The 18293-nt window shown below is 59.7% G+C and carries 17 protein-coding genes and 1 pseudogene; 11 read left to right on the top strand and 7 right to left on the bottom strand.

The features are described 5' to 3' along the window. The first annotated feature begins 68 nt into the window (after positions 1-68). From IM739_RS19640 to IM739_RS19615, 6 genes and pseudogenes are all read left to right on the top strand, one after another. Positions 69-1247, top strand: a complete 1179-nt coding sequence (locus IM739_RS19640; protein ID WP_237371495.1) for a fumarylacetoacetate hydrolase family protein — start codon at positions 69-71, stop codon at positions 1245-1247. Positions 1248-1255: 8 nt separating this feature from the next. Beyond that, the gene (locus IM739_RS19635) at positions 1256-1792 is read left to right on the top strand and encodes a TRAP transporter small permease (RefSeq protein ID WP_237371494.1); all 537 of its coding nucleotides are present in this window, start codon (positions 1256-1258) and stop codon (positions 1790-1792) included. Next, complete coding sequence (locus tag IM739_RS19630; RefSeq protein ID WP_237371493.1) at positions 1789-3066, top strand: TRAP transporter large permease; 1278 nt, start codon at positions 1789-1791, stop codon at positions 3064-3066. The genes IM739_RS19635 and IM739_RS19630 overlap by 4 nt, the downstream gene beginning before the upstream one ends. Before the next feature lie 46 nt (positions 3067-3112). Then, complete coding sequence (locus tag IM739_RS19625) at positions 3113-4117, top strand: TRAP transporter substrate-binding protein (protein ID WP_237371492.1); 1005 nt, start codon at positions 3113-3115, stop codon at positions 4115-4117. Positions 4118-4435: 318 nt separating this feature from the next. After that, positions 4436-5149: pseudogene (locus IM739_RS19620) on the top strand (mandelate racemase/muconate lactonizing enzyme family protein); the annotation flags it as partial. A gap of 75 nt (positions 5150-5224) precedes the next feature. After that, positions 5225-6100 carry a DMT family transporter gene (locus IM739_RS19615; RefSeq protein ID WP_237371491.1) on the top strand — a complete coding sequence of 292 codons (876 nt, stop codon included), beginning with the start codon at positions 5225-5227 and terminating at the stop codon, positions 6098-6100. 224 nt (positions 6101-6324) lie between these two features. Here the strand turns inward: IM739_RS19615 and IM739_RS19610 are convergent, their stop codons facing one another. From IM739_RS19610 to IM739_RS19600, 3 genes are read right to left on the bottom strand one after another with little or no spacing between them, the layout of a single operon-like run. Beyond that, the gene (locus IM739_RS19610) at positions 6325-6966 is read right to left on the bottom strand and encodes a ThuA domain-containing protein (protein WP_237371490.1); all 642 of its coding nucleotides are present in this window, start codon (positions 6964-6966) and stop codon (positions 6325-6327) included. Between the two features lie 17 nt (positions 6967-6983). Continuing rightward, positions 6984-8084: a Gfo/Idh/MocA family protein gene (locus tag IM739_RS19605; protein ID WP_237371489.1), complete on the bottom strand. Its 1101-nt coding sequence runs from the start codon at positions 8082-8084 to the stop codon at positions 6984-6986. A 29-nt stretch (positions 8085-8113) separates the two neighbouring features. Then, positions 8114-9334, bottom strand: a complete 1221-nt coding sequence (locus IM739_RS19600; protein ID WP_007600786.1) for an ROK family transcriptional regulator — start codon at positions 9332-9334, stop codon at positions 8114-8116. A 182-nt stretch (positions 9335-9516) separates the two neighbouring features. On the opposite strand from IM739_RS19600, the gene IM739_RS19595 reads away from it, so the two are divergent. The 5 genes from IM739_RS19595 to IM739_RS19575 all read left to right on the top strand — a co-directional run bounded on the left by IM739_RS19595 (position 9517) and on the right by IM739_RS19575 (position 15040). Further along, positions 9517-10821, top strand: a complete 1305-nt coding sequence (locus tag IM739_RS19595; protein ID WP_237371488.1) for an ABC transporter substrate-binding protein — start codon at positions 9517-9519, stop codon at positions 10819-10821. Between the two features lie 73 nt (positions 10822-10894). Further along, positions 10895-11830, top strand: coding sequence for a carbohydrate ABC transporter permease (locus tag IM739_RS19590; protein ID WP_237371487.1), 936 nt, complete (start codon positions 10895-10897; stop codon positions 11828-11830). After that, positions 11823-12671 carry a carbohydrate ABC transporter permease gene (locus IM739_RS19585; protein WP_237371486.1) on the top strand — a complete coding sequence of 283 codons (849 nt, stop codon included), beginning with the start codon at positions 11823-11825 and terminating at the stop codon, positions 12669-12671. The genes IM739_RS19590 and IM739_RS19585 overlap by 8 nt, the downstream gene beginning before the upstream one ends. A gap of 14 nt (positions 12672-12685) precedes the next feature. Further along, a complete protein-coding gene (locus IM739_RS19580; protein WP_237371485.1) occupies positions 12686-13759 on the top strand; it encodes an ABC transporter ATP-binding protein in 1074 nt (357 codons plus the stop codon). A 126-nt stretch (positions 13760-13885) separates the two neighbouring features. After that, entirely contained in the window at positions 13886-15040 is a 1155-nt protein-coding gene (locus tag IM739_RS19575) for a mandelate racemase/muconate lactonizing enzyme family protein (RefSeq protein ID WP_237371484.1), read from the top strand. A gap of 8 nt (positions 15041-15048) precedes the next feature. Here the strand turns inward: IM739_RS19575 and IM739_RS19570 are convergent, their stop codons facing one another. From IM739_RS19570 to IM739_RS19555, 4 genes are all read right to left on the bottom strand, one after another. Further along, positions 15049-15858: a transglutaminase-like domain-containing protein gene (locus tag IM739_RS19570; protein ID WP_237371483.1), complete on the bottom strand. Its 810-nt coding sequence runs from the start codon at positions 15856-15858 to the stop codon at positions 15049-15051. A gap of 101 nt (positions 15859-15959) precedes the next feature. Next, positions 15960-16844, bottom strand: a complete 885-nt coding sequence (locus tag IM739_RS19565; RefSeq protein WP_237371482.1) for a transglutaminase family protein — start codon at positions 16842-16844, stop codon at positions 15960-15962. A 286-nt stretch (positions 16845-17130) separates the two neighbouring features. After that, a complete protein-coding gene (locus IM739_RS19560; protein WP_237371481.1) occupies positions 17131-17736 on the bottom strand; it encodes a hypothetical protein in 606 nt (201 codons plus the stop codon). A 33-nt stretch (positions 17737-17769) separates the two neighbouring features. Next, complete coding sequence (locus IM739_RS19555) at positions 17770-18093, bottom strand: PepSY domain-containing protein (protein WP_237371480.1); 324 nt, start codon at positions 18091-18093, stop codon at positions 17770-17772. Between the last annotated feature and the right edge of the window lie 200 nt (positions 18094-18293).

The following is an 18293-nucleotide window of genomic DNA, read 5'->3' as shown; positions in this document are numbered from 1 at the left end:
GACATCCTGACAATAGGGCAAGTGGTGCTGGAGGGCGCGCTTGTGCTGGATAGCGTGGAGGACTGCATTTGAATTCCGAACGTGTATTGCGTGCCGAGACCGTCTTGCCCGATGACGCTTCCGATGCGCTTCTGGTCGGTCGCGTCTGGTCGAAGGCAAGTGCCGGTCCATGCCCGGTCATGGTCTCCGGCGGTCGCCTTCTGGATTTGACGACGATTGCCGCCACCATGTCGGCGCTCCTTGAAAAAGATAACCTTGCCGATCTCCTGCGCGATGCATCGCGGGCTAGCGGGATGACGGACCTTGGCAGTCTCGACGACTTCCTCTCCGGCGACAAAGGCACGATCCTGGCGCCGATCGACTTGCAGGCGATCAAGGCCGCCGGTGTAACCTTCGCCGACAGCATGCTGGAACGAGTGATCGAGGAGCAGGCCAAGGGCGATCCACTGCGCGCCCAGGATATCAGGGCAAAGTTGGCGCCTGTACTCGGCGACAGCCTGCGTGGTCTCGTCGCCGGTTCCGAGCAGGCGGCAAAGGTCAAGGCCTTGCTGCAGGACTTGGGGTTGTGGTCGCAATATCTGGAAGTGGGCATTGGCCCCGATGCCGAGATCTTCACCAAGTCCCAGCCGATGTCTTCGGTCGGCTGCGGCGCGCTCGTCGGTATCCATCCGATTTCGCAATGGAACAATCCCGAGCCTGAGGTCGTCCTCGCTCTGCGCTCCGACGGCAAGATCGTCGGCGCAAGTCTTGGCAATGATGTGAACCTGCGCGATGTGGAGGGCCGCTCGGCCCTGCTGCTCGGCAAGGCCAAAGACAACAATGCGTCCTGCTCGATCGGTCCTTTCATCCGGCTTTTTGATGATGCCTTCACGATGGACGATCTGCGCCGTGTCCGGGTAGCGCTTCGGGTTTCCGGTAACGACGGCTTCGAAATGACCGGCGAGAGCCCGATGGAAGCCATCAGCCGATCGCCGGAAAACCTTGCATCACAACTGATGAACCGCAATCATCAGTACCCGGATGGTGCGGTGCTTTTTCTCGGCACGATGTTCGCTCCGGTCAAGGACCGGCGCGGCGTGGGCCTTGGCTTCACCCATGAGGTCGGCGACAGGGTCGAGATCTCGACGAGCAAGCTCGGCCGCCTGGTGAACTGGGTCGATCGCAGCGATGCCTGCCCCGAATGGACTTTCGGCGTGAGCGCACTCATTCGCAACCTGGCCGGTCGTGGTCTTCTGGAAAAAGCGTGAGGGACATTATGCAAAGGGCAATAGACCTTTTCTACCGCTTCCTTGAACTTCTGCTGATCGTCTTGCTGTCTGCCATGGCGGTCATGGTCTTTGTCAACGTGGTTCTGCGCTACGGCATGAATTCCGGGTTGAATGTCTCGGACGAACTCTCGCGCTACTTCTTTGTCTGGCTGACATTCATCGGGGCCGTGGTCGCTTTTCGCGAACATGGGCATGTCGGGGTGGAGACACTGGTGATGACCCTTGGTCGCCGGGGCCGCATCGTCTGCATGATCCTGTCGAACATCATCATCATCGGCGTGTCGGCCATTTTTTTCTGGGGAACCTGGAACCAGGCGCCGATCAACGCCAGCATGGACGCACCGGTCACCAAGATTTCGATGATCTGGGTCTATGGCATTGGCTTCTTCACGGGGGCAGGCGTGGTGATCATTGCGGTTGAACGCCTGATCCGATTGCTGACGGGTCGCGTGACAGACGAAGAAATCGCTGCCTTTGCCGGCGAAAACCTGACTGCCGAACAGATGGCGGAGCGTAGCCAATGACTTTGCTTGTCTTTATCGCTTCACTCGTCGGAGCCATGGCCATCGGCGTTCCGGTTGCTTTCTCGCTGATGTTCTGTGGTGTCATGCTCATGTGGTTCATGGGCATGTTCAATTCGCAGATCATTGCGCAGAACATGATCGCCGGCGCCGATACCTTTACCCTCCTCGCGATTCCGTTCTTCATTCTTGCAGGCGAGTTGATGAACGCGGGTGGCCTGTCTCGCCGCATCATCGATTTTGCGATTGCCTGTGTCGGTCATATCCGTGGTGGTCTGGGTATCGTCGCCATCATGGCTGCCATCATCATGGCAAGCATTTCCGGATCGGCTGCCGCAGACACAGCGGCCCTTGCAGCCATTCTTATCCCGATGATGGCCAAGGCTGGATACAATGTGCCCCGATCGGCTGGCCTCATTGCGGCAGGCGGCATCATTGCGCCGGTCATCCCGCCGTCCATGGCTTTCATCGTCTTTGGCGTGTCGGCGAACGTGTCGATCACACAGCTTTTTATGGCCGGCATCGTGCCCGGTTTGCTGATGGGTATCGCGCTGATCGTGACGTGGTTGATTGTTGTCCGGAAGGACAATATCCAGCCGCTTCCCCGCACGCCGATGAAAGAACGGATGCGCGTGACCTCTCGTGCGCTTTGGGCGCTCGGCATGCCGGTGATCATCCTCGGCGGCATCAAGGCCGGCATCGTAACGCCGACGGAAGCAGCTGTCGTTGCCGCAGCCTATGCCTTGTTTGTCGGGGTATTCATCTACCGCGAACTGAGCCTGAGCGAGCTTCCGCGGGTTATCCTCCAGGCCGCAAAAACCACGGCCGTGGTCATGTTCCTGGTCTGCGCAGCTCTGGTTTCCGCTTGGCTGATCACTGCCGCCAATATTCCGGCCGAGATCACAGGCTACATCGAGCCTCTGATTGATCGTCCGATACTGCTGATGTTCGTGATCATGGTGCTCGTTCTTGTGGTCGGCACGGCGCTCGACCTGACGCCGACCATCCTGATCCTGACGCCGGTCCTGATGCCGATTATCAAGCAGGCCGGCATTGATCCTGTCTACTTCGGCGTACTGTTCATCATGAACACCTGCATCGGTCTTCTGACACCGCCTGTCGGCGTTGTGCTCAACGTTGTCAGCGGCGTCGGCCGCGTGCCTCTTGGCAAAGTCACGATCGGCGTTCTGCCGTTCCTGGCCGCCCAGGTGTTCGTCCTTTTTGTCCTGGTCCTGTTCCCGGACATCGTCATCGTGCCTGCTCAATGGCTGCGTTAGCAGCCGGCGATACAAAAGTCTCACTTAACCATCCTGGGAGGATATAATGAGAAAACTGCTTCTAGCCACCACCGCGATTGCTTTCGGCCTGTCGGCCGCTGCTCCGGCATTTGCGGAGTTCAACGACCGCAACATCCGTATTTCGAACGGCATCAATGCCGACCATCCGGTCGGCAACGGCATCAAGGCGATGCAGGCCTGCCTGGACGAAAAGTCAGGCGGGAAGCTAAAGATCACAGCATTCTGGGGCGGCGCGCTCGGTGGCGACCTTCAGGCAACCCAGGCGCTGCGTTCGGGCGTCCAGGAAGGTGTGGTCACCTCGTCTTCGCCGCTCGTCGGCATCATTCCGGCTCTTGGCGTCTTCGATCTGCCCTTCCTGTTCGGCACGCCACAGGAAGCCTATACCGTGCTTGACGGCAAGTTCGGCGACATGATGAACGAGAAGCTGGAAGCCGCCGGCCTGGTCAATCTGGCCTATTGGGAAAACGGCTTCCGCAACCTGTCGAACTCCGTTCGCCCGGTCACCAAGTGGGAAGACTTCTCGGGGATGAAGGTTCGCGTCATGCAGAACAACATCTTCCTCGACACCTTCCAGAACCTGGGTGCCAACGCCACGCCAATGGCATTCGGCGAAGTCTTCTCGGCGCTGGAAACCAATGCGATCGATGCACAGGAAAATCCCTATGTGACGATCGACACGTCGAAGTTCTATGAAGTCCAGAAGTACATCACCGAGACCAATCACGCCTACACGCCGTTCCTGCTGCTGTTCTCGAAGGCAATCTTCGACACCTATACGCCGGAAGAGCAGGCTGCCCTTCGCGAATGCGCCGTTGTCGGCCGCGATGAAGAGCGCAAGGTCATCCAGGAACTGAACAAGACCTCGCTTGAAAAGATCAAGGCAGCTGGTCTTGAAGTGAACGTCCTGTCACCGGAAGAGCAGGCACGTATTCGCGAAAAGTCGATGGTCGTCTACGAAAAGCACAAGGCTGAAATCGGCGCCGACGTGGTCGACGCGATCATGGCCGAGCTTGCCGCGATCCGCAAGTAACGCGCCTGACTGACTTTGACTGAGAAGAGAGGGGACCGAAGCGACGAGCTCCGGTCCCCTTTTTATGGTAGCTCTTTTCCGGGTGGCACGCAGTGATCACCGGGCGATGAATGGTGCGTGGCCGATGCACCGTATCTGCAAATGGCGGCGGCAATTTCTCAGCGAGCGCCGCGATGACAAGAATATTGATCAAGGCACAAAGGCCGTGCTGACCGCAGGCCCTCTTGATCGCGGAGGAGGAATTCCATGAAGATAGCCGGCCTTGAAACCGTGCGCGTTGCCGAACGCGCCAATCTCCTATGGCTGCTTGTGCATACCGATGAGGGCATCACCGCGATGAAAATCTGGCCGTTTGATGCGGCCGCCGAAAAGACACGCGGCAATTACATCTCGATGCCGGACCTGAAACAGGCGCTTCAGCCATTTGAAAAGATCCGCGCGGCTGTCGGCGACAAGATGGACATCATGGTCGAGTTTCACTCGATGTGGCAGTTGTTGCCGGCCATGCAGATTGCCAAGGCACTGACTCCCTATAACACGTTCTGGCATGAAGACCCGATCAAGATGGACAGCCTGTCCAGCCTTGCACGCTACGCCGCCGTTTCGCCGGCGCCGATTTCGGCGTCCGAAACCCTCGGTTCGCGCTGGGCGTTCCGCGATCTTCTGGAAACCGGGGCTGCCGGCGTGATGATGCTCGACATTTCCTGGTGCGGCGGCCTGTCGGAGGCACGCAAGATTGCCTCGATGGCGGAGGCGTGGCATCTGCCCGTCGCGCCGCATGACTGCACAGGCCCGGTGGTCCTTTGTGCCTCGACACACCTGTCGCTCAATGCACCCAACGCGTTGGTCCAGGAAAGTGTCCGGGCGTTCTACCGCACATGGTATCGCGATCTGGTCACGGCGTTGCCGGAAGTGAAAAACGGCATGATCACCGTGCCGCCAGGCCCGGGTCTTGGCATGGAACTGAACCCTGAACTGGATCGGGCCTTTACGGTCAGTCGCCGCCTGTCGGATGTGACCAGCCTGTCGTGATTGAATAAAAGAGAATTTGGGAGGATTTGCGTGACAACAATAGAAACCCGTGCGGCCTCATTTGGAGCGTCAGCGATGACGGGTCCGCTGATCATGCTGCTCGGCATGCTGATGTTTGCGCTCAATGACGCGATGGGCAAATGGCTGGTGGCAAATTATGGGCTTGGACAGGTCATCCTGATCCGCAGCCTGGCGGCCCTTGTCGTTCTGGCACCCTTCCTGTGGAAGGCGGGCTTGCGGTCCGTGCTTTCGGTTGAGAAGCCGTGGATGCAGTTTACCCGTGTCGTATTATCGACGTTGGAAGTGTTCTGCTTCTACTACGCGGTGATGTATCTGCCGTTGGCGGACGTCATGACCTACTGGCTTGCCGCGCCGATCTATGTGGCGGCGGCATCGCCCTTGTTGCTTGGCGAAAAAGTCGGATGGCGACGTTGGTGCGCGATCGCCGCCGGCTTCATCGGCGTCATCATCACGCTGGAACCGTCGTCGGCAATGTTCACGCTGCCGGCCCTGATATCGATCGTCGGCAGCGGCGCCTTCGCCTTCATGCTCCTGTCGGGCCGTAGCCTGCGCAATACGCCGGACAAGACCCTGGTCTTCTTCCAGGTCGCAGGTGCAGGACTTGCCGGGCTCGCTTTTGCGCCTTTCGACTGGGCACCAATCTCGTCGGGTGTCGACCTGACCCTGCTGGGCTTATTGGGCATCGTCGCGATGGCAGCCCATATGCTGGTCAATCGCGCCCTGAAGATTTCGGATGCGGCAACGGTGGCACCTCTGCAGTACACGCTGCTTCTGTGGGCGGTGGTGTTTGGCTGGATGTTCTTCGGCGACGTGCCCCGTCTGGGCATGCTTGTCGGCGCTGGGCTGATCGTGGCGTCTGGCCTCTTCATTTTCTTTCGCGAACGACAGTTGAAGGCGCGCAATGCAGTTTCGCCAGATGTTGCGGAGTGATCCCTGCCTCTCGTGTGCGGTTAAATCACCGGGAGCCAGCGGCAGGCGAACGCGGCTTTAAAAGAGAACAGAGAGAGTAGCAAGGTGCCCGTTCCGCCATCATTCGCATCCGGCGCGCCAAGCGATCAGCGTCCTCCCCAAGCTTCGGCGATCGTATTTCGATCGGTTTAGAACGTTGGGGAGGCCGTCATTGATATGCCGGTGCTGGCCTCAGGCCAGCATCATCAACGTGCTGCCCAATCGGCCCCACGGCGAAATATCTCGCGCATCTGCGGAACCTGGAATTCCGCAGCTACATGCCCGAGCGCCGAATAAAATACCCGGCCTTTGCCGTAGTTGCGTTTCCAGACCACCGGCATGACGACTCCGTCGATCCACCAGGCATGTTCACCGTTGAAGGTGGTCGTCGCGAGAACCTCGTTGGATGGGTCGACATGCATGTAATATTGCTCCGACCGATAGGGAAAATCACTCAGGCCTTGCATCAGCGGGTCGTCCGGCCGCGTAATGTTGATCGTGTAGTCGATGATGTTGCCCGGATGGGCGACCCATTGTCCGCCGACGATGAATTGGTATTCGACGCATTCCCGGAACGCATCGCCGGCACCGCCATGATAGCCGGCGAAACCAACACCGTTTTCAATGGCGGTGGCGAGGTTTTTCGCCTCCTCCTTCTCGATCTTCGACATCGTCATGATCGGGACGATCAGTGAGAGATCGTGGATCGAAGGATCGGCGAAGGCTTCCGTGCTGCGTTCGACATAGACCTTGAAACCATCCTCCTGCAGCATGTCTCGGATGATCTCGGCGCATTGTTCCGGTTCGTGGCCACTCCAGCCACCCCAGACGATCAGGGCTTCACGCATATTTCATTCCTCCAGTGTCAACGGGCCAGGCGGCCGTCGCTCAACGATTCCGACAGGGGGGCCGGACGCTCGGTCTTGGTGTTGATCTTGATCGTCGTGCTGCTTTCTGCTGCCCGCTGGAATGCCTCCATCACTTCCAGCACATGCAGGGCGAGATCGCCATTGGCGCGGTGGGGCCGGTTCGAGCGAATGGCGTGGGCCATGTCGGCCACGCCGATTGAGCGGTAGTTGCCATCGGCATAGGGCTGCGTGGTCTCCTGCGGTTCGAAAGTGCCGCCCTTTTTCAGAAACTCGACCTGGCCACCGAAGTGGTTCGGGTCGGGCACGATCAGAGTGCCTTCCGTACCGTAAAGCTCCAGCGGAACATGCTTGTGACCGGCCACATCGAAACTCATGCCGATCTGGATGATCGCGCCGGATTCAAACGCCATCACGCCGGCCACATGGGTCGCAACATGAACCGGGATATGTTCGCCCTTGCGCGGTTCGCTGGTGATCAGCCGCTCCTTGCGCGGCGCGATGGCAAAGCCGGCAACCTGCGAAACCGGCCCGAGCAGATTGACGAGGTCGGTGATGTAATACGGACCCATGTCGAGCATCGGGCCGCCACCAGTCTCATAGTAGAAGTCCGGGTTCGGGTGCCAGCGTTCATGGCCGGGACACATGAAAGTCGCGGTTCCTCCGACAGGAATGCCGAGTGCGCCAGAATCAACCAGCGCGCGTGCCGTCTGGTGCGAGCCGCCGAGGAATGTGTCCGGTGCCGCGCCGATGCGCAGCCCTTTTGCCTTGGCCGCGGCAGCCAGCGTCTGGCCCTCGGTGAAATTGATGCCCAGCGGCTTTTCCGAATAGGTATGCTTGCCGGCATCCAGGACCTGCATCGCAACCGCGACATGCGCCTTCGGAATGGTGAGATTGACGATGATCTCGATAGCCGGGTCTGAAAGCAGTTCGTCGACCGATCGCGCCGTCAGGTTGAATTCTGCCGCGCGCTGGTTGGCAAGATCACGATTGAGATCGGCAATGCCCCTCACATCCAGGATCGGGAAGGAGGCCATCGCCTTCAGATAGGCTGAGGAAATGTTCCCGCAGCCAATGACACCAATACCCACCTTTTCCATAATGCCTCCCAAGGTTGTTTCTTATAAAATCAGGCTTTTGCCGATTGCGGCGCTGGCGCCGGGCCCGTGGTCCCCCAAGGGGATTCGTAAAGCTCGCAAAGCGCCACGACGGCCGCACCTTGGGCCCACATCTGTTCCTCCGATCCGTCGAAGACCAGTTCGGCGATTTCCTTGATGGAAGAGGGAATGGCCGCCCTGTAGGAATCAGACAGGGCCTTGATAAACAAAGGGCCGAGCGACAGGCTTGAGCCGACGATGATGACGCGTGGCGGACCAAACAGCGTGACGATGTTGGCAACTGCAATGCCGATCGCTTCGCCGGCGCGCGTGGCGGCGAGGATCAGCGTATTGTCTTCCGCCGCGATCAGCGTCTGGGCAAGCGTCATGCCGCGTCCAAGCCGTACGGCATCGGCGAACCTCCCGTAAGGCGCCTGCTCTCCAAGGATCGCTGCCTCGCCGGCAACCGATGCAAGGCGAACGCTTTCAGCCAGCCCGCTTCCCATGACGAGGTCGCCGAGATTGTGGCTGAGGCCGCCCGCGCCGCGAAAAAGTTGTCCGCCATGCAGGACGCCAAGGCCAAGTGTCTGCTCAAGAGACACCAACACCAGATCGTCGAGATCGCGTCCCTTGCCGAACCAGTGATGGGCAAGCGTGATGGCGTGGGAATCGCTCTCGACGATCGTTGTCACGTTCAGCCGCTTGGTCATCTCGGTGGAGAAATCGACGTCGGCTTCGCTCAGGATCGGGCTCGAGCGCACCAGCCCCGTGCGGTGTTCGACGACCCCCGGGAAGCCGACACAAACCGTGTCGACATCCTCCAGCGCAAGTCCGGCATCGACGACACACCGGCGGATACCGTCCTCGATTAGATCCGCGATCACGCTGATCGGCTGCCGGGTAATCCTGACGGGCAGCGACAAATGGGAAATCACCTCGCCGCAGAAATTGGTCACCGCAAAGATCATCTGGTTGGCGGCAATCTTGGCGCCGACCACGCGGGCGGCATCCGGGTTCAGCTCCAGCATCACACGGGGCCTGCCCCTCGACGCGACATTGCGGATATCGCCTTCGTGTCGTGTCAGAATCAATCCGTCATCGAGAAGCGAGCCGGTGATGGCCGAGACCGTGGTGGTCGACAGCTGCGAGCGTTCGCTGATCTCCACCCGTGATATCGGGCCAAAGCGCCGGATCGTATCCAGCACGGTGAAGCGATTGATGGCGCGCATCAATTCCGGATCGGCTGTTTTCATTGCTGGCTGAGCGCTCGCATCTTGATGATTATATTCGGTATCGGGACAAAAATAGCCGCTAGGTGGCGCCTCTTGTCAATAGATTTCGTAAGAAGTTGCAGTTTATCAGTTGACAATGCGATGTCCTTCGCCTGATTTTGTACGCGTTGAGGAATAAATGCGCACCTTGGGAGGAGAACCGGATGACGCATCTTTTTAGCGAGGCGCCTGTTGGCGCCAAACGTCTCGTTGGTCTGGCAGCTGCAACAGCTGTCGCACTTCTGGGCGGAGTAGGGCTTGCATCGGCTCAGACGGTCGTGAAGTGGATGCATGTCGAGACAGTCCCGGCCTATATCCAGGTCTGGGAGGAGATTGCAGCGGCCTATGAAGGCGAGCATCCGGACGTCGATGTCCAGCTGCAGTTCCTTGAAAATGAAGCGTTCAAGGCGAAGCTGCCGACGCTTCTGCAGTCCGACGCGGCCCCGGACTTCTTCTATAGCTGGGGCGGCGGCGTCTTGCGCCAGCAGTCTGAAACCGGCGCGCTCAAGGATCTGACGGAGGCGATGAATGCCGATGGTGGAGCCTGGGCGAAGAGCTACAAGCCGGCGGCTGTGAACGGCCTGACATTCAACGACAAGATCCATGCGGTTCCGTATCGCATGGGCACGATCAGCTTCTTCTACAACAAGGAACTGTTCGAAAAAGCGGGCGTCAAGGCTGAGGACATCAAGACCTGGGACGACTTCCTGCAGACGGTGAAGACGCTGAAGGACGCCGGCATTACCCCGATCGCCGGCGGCGGTGGCGACAAATGGCCACTGCATTTCTACTGGAGCTATCTGGTCATGCGCAATGGCGGCCAGGAGGTCTTCGACAGGGCGAAGAACAACGAGGGCGACGGCTTCCTTGATCCGACGATCATCAAGGCGGGCGAACAGCTGGCCGAACTCGGCAAGCTGGAGCCCTTCCAGGGTGGTTATCTCGGATCGACCTGGCCACAGACACTCGGCGTGTTCGGCGATGGCAAGGCCGCCATGCTGCTGGGCTTCGAGCACACGGAACCAAACCAGCGCAACAATGCGGGCGATGGCAAGGGCCTTGCGATCGAAAACATCGGACGCTTCCCATTCCCTCTCGTCGAGGGTGGAGCTGGCAAGGTAACCGATACGCTGGGCGGACTGAACGGCTGGGCAGTGACCAAGAATGCCTCGCCTGAGGCCGTCGACTTCCTCCGCTTCCTGACAAGCCCGGAACAGGAGCGCAAGATGGCCGCAGCCGGCATGATCATCCCGGCTGCAACCGGTGCCGAGGACGCTTTGAAGAACCCGCTGATGCGCGAAGCAGCCGACCAGTTGGCGGCCTCGACATGGCACCAGAACTTCTTTGACCAGGATCTCGGGCCGTCGGTGGGACGTGTCGTAAACGACGTCTCGGTTGAGATCCTGGCCGGACAGATGTCGCCTGAGGAGGGCGCGCAGATGATCCAGGACGCACGCGAGCTCGACTGAGCCCTGAAGCAATGCCGCCGGCCCTTTCGCCGGCGGCATTCGAGCGGCCTACATGCAGGGAGGAAAAGCCAGCATGACATATACCACCGCCATGCCAGCGGCTCGACCGGTGATGCCGGCGAGCAGGGCCAGACACAAGAGCCCGACAGCCCGAGGGCGTCTTCCCGTCCTGGTGCTGTTCCTGCCGCCGGCGCTGCTGCTGTTTACGCTTTTCGTCATATTGCCGATGGGCGAGGCGGCCTGGTACAGCCTGTATCGCTGGAACGGCTATGGGACGCCGACCGAATTTGTCGGCCTTCGCAATTTCACCGTCCTGTTCAACAATGCCGCCTTTTCGCAGGCCCTGATCAACAACGGGCTGATCATCGTGGTCTCGCTTCTGGCCCAGATTCCCCTGGCGATCTGGCTTGCTATGATGTTGGCGCACAAGCTGCCGGGCGTGGTCGCCTTTCGGCTGATTTTCTTCCTGCCGTATGTTCTGGCCGATGTCGCTGCCGGCCTGATCTGGCGCTTCGTCTATGACGGCGACTACGGTCTGCTAGCGGCGATTGCCGGATTCCTCGGCGTCGAGACGCCCTATGTGCTGGCGGATCGCGACCTGGCGATCTACGCGGTGCTTGTGGTGATCATCTGGAAATACTTCGGGTTTCACATGATGCTTTACATCGCGGGCCTCCAGGCCATCGACAAAAGCGTCCTGGAGGCTGCGGAAATCGACGGCGCCACCGGATGGCAGAAATTCCGCTACGTGACGCTGCCGCTTCTTTCCTCGACCGTAAGACTGTCCGTCTTCTTTGCCATCATCGGATCGTTGCAGCTTTTCGATCTGATCATGCCGTTGACCGGCGGTGGGCCGTCCAACGCGACGCAGACCATGGTCACGTTCCTTTTCACCTACGGTGTCACCCGAATGCAGGTAGGCCTCGGCAGTGCCGTTGGCGTGGTGCTGTTTGTCATCTGCATCACCCTGGCGTTCGGCTACAAACGGATATTTATGCGCCATGACTGATATGAAATCCGATGTCAGAGTGACGGCCGCGACCCGGCTCTACCTCTATGTTTCGCTCTCTCTCGTGGCCGCCCTCGTGCTCATCCCGCTGGTGACGACGGCGCTCGGGGGATTCAAGTCTCTTGGTGACCTGCGCACCAGCCCTTTCGGTCTGCCGACCGACTGGATATGGTCGAACTACACGGACATCCTGTTCGGTGAGCGCTATTGGCGCCAGATGATGAATTCGCTGTTCATCTCCACCATGACCGTGTTCCTGACGGTGGTGATCTCGGCCATGGCCGCCTTCACCTTCGCCCATGTGCGGTTCTTCGGAGCCGGCCACCTGATGAACTATTTCCTGATCGGGCTGATGTTCCCGGTTGCAACCGCCATCCTGCCGCTGTTCATCCGGATCAGAGACCTTGGCCTGCTCGACTCCTATTGGGGAGTCATCCTGCCGCAGGTCGCTTTCGGGTTGGGCATGAGCATCCTTCTGTTTCGCAACTACTTTCGCAACCTGCCGGATGAGTTGTTTCAGGCCGCATTCGTCGACGGCTGCGGCTACATCCGCTTCTTCTGGTACGTATCCCTGCCGTTGTCGCGGCCCATTGTTGCGACCGTCAGCATCGTCACCTTCGTCAACAGCTGGAACAGCTACATCCTGCCGCTGATCATGCTGAACACCGAAACCAAATACCCGTGGCCTCTCGGCATCATGGTCTATCGCGGCGAATTCGGCACGGAATGGCAACTGGTGCTCGCGTTCATCACGCTGACCATTCTGCCGACGGTCGTCGTCTTCTTCCTGGCACAAAAACACATCATCGCGGGCCTCACGGCTGGCGCGGTCAAGTCATAGATACGGAGAGCAAAATGGCATCTGTCGAACTGAGGGACATCCGCAAGGCCTATGGCATGCTGGAGGTGATCCACGGTGTTTCGCTCTCGATTGAGGACGGCGAATTCATTGCCCTGGTCGGGCCCTCCGGCTGCGGAAAATCCACGCTTCTGAGGATGATCGCCGGCCTGGAAGAGATCACAGACGGCGAAGTGCTGATCGGCGACAATGTGGTCAACGCATTGACGCCGCGCGAGCGCAACATTGCCATGGTCTTCCAGTCCTATGCGCTCTATCCGCATATGACGGTTGCGCAGAACATGGGCTTCAATCTGAAGCTTTCCGGTGTATCCAAGCCCGACATCGACAAAAAGGTCAGCGAAGCCGCCCGGATGCTGGCGCTTGGCGACCTTCTGGATCGCAAACCGAGCCAGTTGTCCGGCGGCCAGCGCCAGCGCGTGGCGATGGGGCGAGCCATCGTGCGTGATCCGGCAGTCTTCCTGTTCGACGAGCCGCTTTCCAACCTGGATGCCAAGCTGCGCGTGCAGATGCGCACCGAGATCAAGACGCTGCATCAGAAGGTGGGCACGACCTCGGTCTACGTGACGCATGACCAGATTGAAGCGATGACCCTTGCCGATCGCATCGTCGTTCTGAACGGTGGCCATATCGAACAGGTCGGGACGCCGCTCGAGCTATATCGAGCACCAACCAATCTGTTCGTTGCCGGCTTCATCGGATCGCCTGCGATGAATTTTCTCGATGCAGTGGTGGACGCGCACGAGGGTGGACCGATCGGGCGTCTCGCAGACGGGACAAGCATCCGTCTTGCGGCCTCGCGCAAGGTAAACCGCGGACAGGCGGTCAAGCTGGGCATCCGGCCGGAACACCTGCAGGCGGGCCAGGCGGGTGACAACGTGATGGGCGGGCAGACACTGGTCGTCGAGCCGACCGGCGCGCAGACCCATGTCGTCTTCAGCCTGGCCGGCGAACCGGTGACGGCTGTCGTCGATGGCGCCTTTCCTGCGCGATATGGCACTCCCTTTGAAGCTGCGATCGCCGCGGAACAGGTTCACGTCTTCGATCAGCGAAGCGGGCTGTCGCTCTGACCCGACCGCGCTACTGATGGGCTGCCGCATCTGCTGATGAGGTTGCGCTCAGCGGCGCAGGCATGTGCGTCGGTGATCGTCCGGATTCTGCTTCGATAGACCGTGTCAAATTTTCTGGAAATCCGCATGAAAATCACTGCCATCAAGCCGTATATCGCCAGGGTCGGCGTCAGGAACCAGCTGGTCGTCAAGGTCGAAACCGACAGCGGCATCCACGGTTGGGGCGAATCCGGCCTGTCCTATCGTGAAAAGGCAGTTGCCGGTGCAATTGACCACTATGCGCAGTTCCTGATCGGTAAGGATCCGATGCAATGCGGGGCCTTGTGGCAGGAAATGTACAGGAGCCAGTATTTCGAAGGCGGCCGTGTTCTGACGGCGGCAATCGCCGCGCTCGATATTGCCTTCCACGATATCAAGGGCAAGGCGCTCGGCGTGCCCGTCTACCAATTGCTGGGCGGAAAGCAGCGCGACCTTGTCCCGGCGTTTGCGACGACATCGGCTGAGCCGGGCGAGGCGATGATCGAGCAGGCGGTCCTTCTCAAGGAAGCCGGGTGGAACTGTGTGCGGTTCATTGCTGTGGGCCAAGAAAATACCGAGCGTTTCGAGCCGCGGGAATCGATTGCGATCACAGCCGAATGGGTCACGCGCGCTCGCGCCGAGGTCGGCCATGCGATGACGCTGGGCGTTGAATATCATCATCGGCTCAGCGTTGCGGAGGCGGCGTCCTTTTGCCAGAAAATGCCGACAGGAACGATCGATTTCATCGAGGAGGCAATCCGTGACGAGGCGCCATCGGCCTATGAGGCCTTGCGCAGGATGACCGATATTCCGTTCGCGATCGGCGAGGAGTTCTCGTCGAAATGGCAATTTCTTCCCTATGTCGAACGGGGCATCATGCAGTTCTGCCGGATCGATATCTGCAATGTCGGCGGCTTCACCGAAGCGATGAAGGTCGCCGGCTGGTGTGAAGCCCACTACGTCGATCTGATGCCGCATAGTCCCTTGGGGCCGATCTGCACGGCAGCATCCGTGCATCTTGGCGCGGCGGTTGCCAATTTCAGCTGGCTGGAATGCCGCCAGAGCCCGGCCGAGCAGCACTGGGGCTTCGACAATTCGACACTGTTTCCAGGCCAGATCGACATGGATGGCGCATTTTACGTAGTGCCGGACGCGCCGGGGCTCGGAATAGAGGTCAACGAGGCGGAATTGCAGAAAATGCCGTTCGAATATTCTGAGCCGCCACATCTTCGTCGGACCGACGGATCCTTCACCAACTGGTAGCGCGCTCGCTAGTCGATGATCTCTTCCGTGATCACCTCGAACCGAACCAGTTCAGCCGGCCCGAAATTGGTTGTCAGGGCCACGTCGATCGCATCACGCCCCGTTGCCATGAGGATCCGTCCGATACGGGGCGTGTTGTGCCGCGCATCAACCGTGTGCCAGCATCCGCCGAGATAGACCTGGAACCAGGCGCTGAAATCCATTGGGTTCGGATCTTTCGGCACGCCGATATCGCCAAGATAACCGGTGCAGTAACGAGCAGGAATGTTCATGCACCGGCACAGTGTGATGGCGAGATGGGCGAAATCGCGACAGACACCGATCCTGTCCACATAGCCGCCATAGGCGGATCGCGTCGAATCCGCGCGGCTGTAGTCGAAGGTGATGTGTTCATGGGTGAAGTCGAGGATCGCCTTGACCCGCGGCCATCCCATGGGTGTCGCGCCAAACATTTCCCACGCCAGATCCGCCAGGCGATCCGTGTCGCAGTAGCGGCTGCCGAGCAGGTAGACCAGCACCTCGTCGGGCAGATCCTTGATCGCATGCTGAACCGCATGTTCCGGAATCACATCCGGCTGGCCGTCGTCATAGATGTCGAATTGCGTCGATATCGTCGTCAGCCCGGGTGGGGCGAGGATGCGCGAGCAGGCATTGCCGAAACCATCCAGGTAGCTCCAGGCCTCTATTGGCCGGTCGAAGGTCAGAACCTGATCGGACAGGAGGCCGGCACGCCGGGATGGATGAATGTTCAATGCGAGTAGCATTGGCGTTGGCTGCGTGCATTGGTAGCCCAGGTTGAAGCCAGCTCGTATTTTCATGAAACCCTCGGTTCGGTGCCCTAGTGAGTCGAAGACTGGCGCAGCGTCGGGGATCAACGCCGTGCGGTGGCGAGTGTTCCATCGCTCCTCCCGCAAATCCGTCAATGGTCGGCGGGCCTGGTGGTGACATTGACCTGTACGGACATGCCGGCAAAATCGGTCGGTCCGCCGTCATAGCTTCCATAGAGGGGCACGGCCTGACGGGGATCGCGGGCGACCCCGACGCGGATCAGGTCCCTGTTTCCAACGATGCCATTGGTCGGATCGAATTCGACCCATCCGGCACCCGGAATATAAACCTGGCACCAGGCATGAGTGGATCCGCCACCGCGCGTCGTCGAGCCGTCGCGATCGGCAACATAGACATAGCCGGTCACGAAGCGAGCCGCGATGCCAAGCGATCGGCAGGCCTCGACCATCAGCAGGGCGAAATCGCGGCAGGTGCCTTTTCTCGACGTGAGCGTCGTCTGTGGCGTTTGCGTGCCGGCTTCAGTGCGCCGCGCATAGCTGAAGCTTTCCTGGATCGCGCAGCACATGGTCATCAGCAATCGGCCTGTCGGTGTAGGCATTCCGAGCGCGACAAACTGGCTGGCCCATCTGGCAACTTCGTCGCTTTGGTCGGGATAGTGTCGTTGAATGACCCGCTCGAGGTCTGGCTCTTCCTCGGGGTCATAGGAAAACGGATAGGTGGCTGCCGCCTCGTCGATCTCGAGATCCAGTGCGACCTGAGGGGTATGGTCGATGGTGATCCAGGTCTCGAAACGCAGGTTTGTTGACGGTCGGGTGATATCGACGATCGCCACGCAATTGCCGAACACGTCCTGGATCCAGCGTATCTGCTGCGGGTCCGGATCGCAGATCAGCTTTGCATCCAAAAGCCGCTGGTCATAGCTGTCGCGTGGCCGAAACATCAGCCGATGTTCGCCGAAATGCACAGGCCGGTTGTAGCGGTATTCGGTGATGTGCCTGACGGAAAAAATTGTCATTTTGAAATTTGCCCTCTGCTCCGATGAAGAGCCTCGAACGGCAAGCCGGCCCGAAATGGGAGCTTTCAGTGGTCGTCCCCGGATCATAGCACCTGTCCGCAAGGCAGGCTTGTCTCAATTTCAAATTCAAGGTGCGGGAGGACAGCCGTTTTGACGACGCCTGCTGGAACGGAGCGCCGGATCCAGGCCGACGCATGGCCGCAATCGCGCCTGTTCGGAATCGCCTGAAACGAAAAGAGCCGGCCCGCCTTTTGGGCGAACCGGCCTTTCAAGCGGCGCTTGATGATCAGAGGCCGGCGCGACGATAGCGATCCCGCTCCTGCTGAACCTCAGCCGGGCCATAAGGTGCGGCGGTATCGTCGAATGTCGACCAACCCTGCTCGGCATAGACGCGGCGGCGCTCGACCGGATCGACCCAGCTGGACCGTTTCAAGATGGCAGTGGCCCTGTCGACATGCATGTCGTCCACCTTGGCGGTCACCAGCGTTCCGCCGCGGCGCACGCCTTCGGCATAAACATGCGCATGATCTTCCGGGACGCCGGAATCGGTCAGCGCTCCGATCAGGCCGCCCGCGGCTCCGCCGGCAACCGCGCCGGCAAGGGCACCGGCAGCCGTCGCTGTGAGCCAGCCGGCCGCAACCACCGGGCCTACGCCCGGGATCGCCATCAGGCCAAGGCCGGTGAGCAGACCACCCGCGCCACCCACGACAGCGCCGATACCAGCGCCTGCGCCGGCCTTTTCGCCAACATCGGATGCTTCTTCCGCTGGTCGACCGGCAGCATTGTTGGATACGATGCTGATATCCTTGGACGGAATGCCTTCTGCCTCAAGCGCGGTCACAGCGGCGCGGCCGTCGGCGTAATCATCGAAAAGTCCAGTAATGGTTTTCATCTTCGGGTTTCCTCGTTGTCTTTTTATGAGTGTTTATTCGGCGACAATATTACCCTGGTAGTCCAGGCTGGCCTTCACAGACTTCCCGTCCTTGTCGGCCATCGCCTGCCAAACGCCCTGCTCGGACAGCTTGAGTTCGGTTACATTTGAGTATCCGGCTTCCTCGAGCCGCTGCTTGGCCTGCGCTTCGGTGAAGCTGTTCTCGCCCGCCACCGGTGCTGTCGGGTTTGTCTGGTCAGGCGTCGCAATCGCTGGCGTCTCGCCATCGGTGGAAGGCGTTGTGGTCGTGCTGGTCTGAGCCAGAGCGGAGAAGGCGGAGGCGCCAAGAATTGCCGCCACGAAAACAATCTTTTTCATGTGATTTCCTCATCTTACCGGGCTGCGTTCACAGCTGCCGTGACAACAAAACGTTGCGGATCTGATTAGGTTCCGTGCCTTTGATGCAGGAAATTGGTCGTCGAAAACGGCAGTCCCCATCCGCGGAGCGGCTGGTTGACGGCGATGGAAAGTGCCTTACGCGCGCGTGAAATCCATATCCTTACGCAGCGCATTTTCTG

It is taken from the genome of Rhizobium sp. SL42 (genome assembly GCF_021729845.1).
GTDB lineage: Bacteria > Pseudomonadota > Alphaproteobacteria > Rhizobiales > Rhizobiaceae > Allorhizobium.
This window is presented reverse-complemented; position numbering and strand designations above follow the sequence as displayed.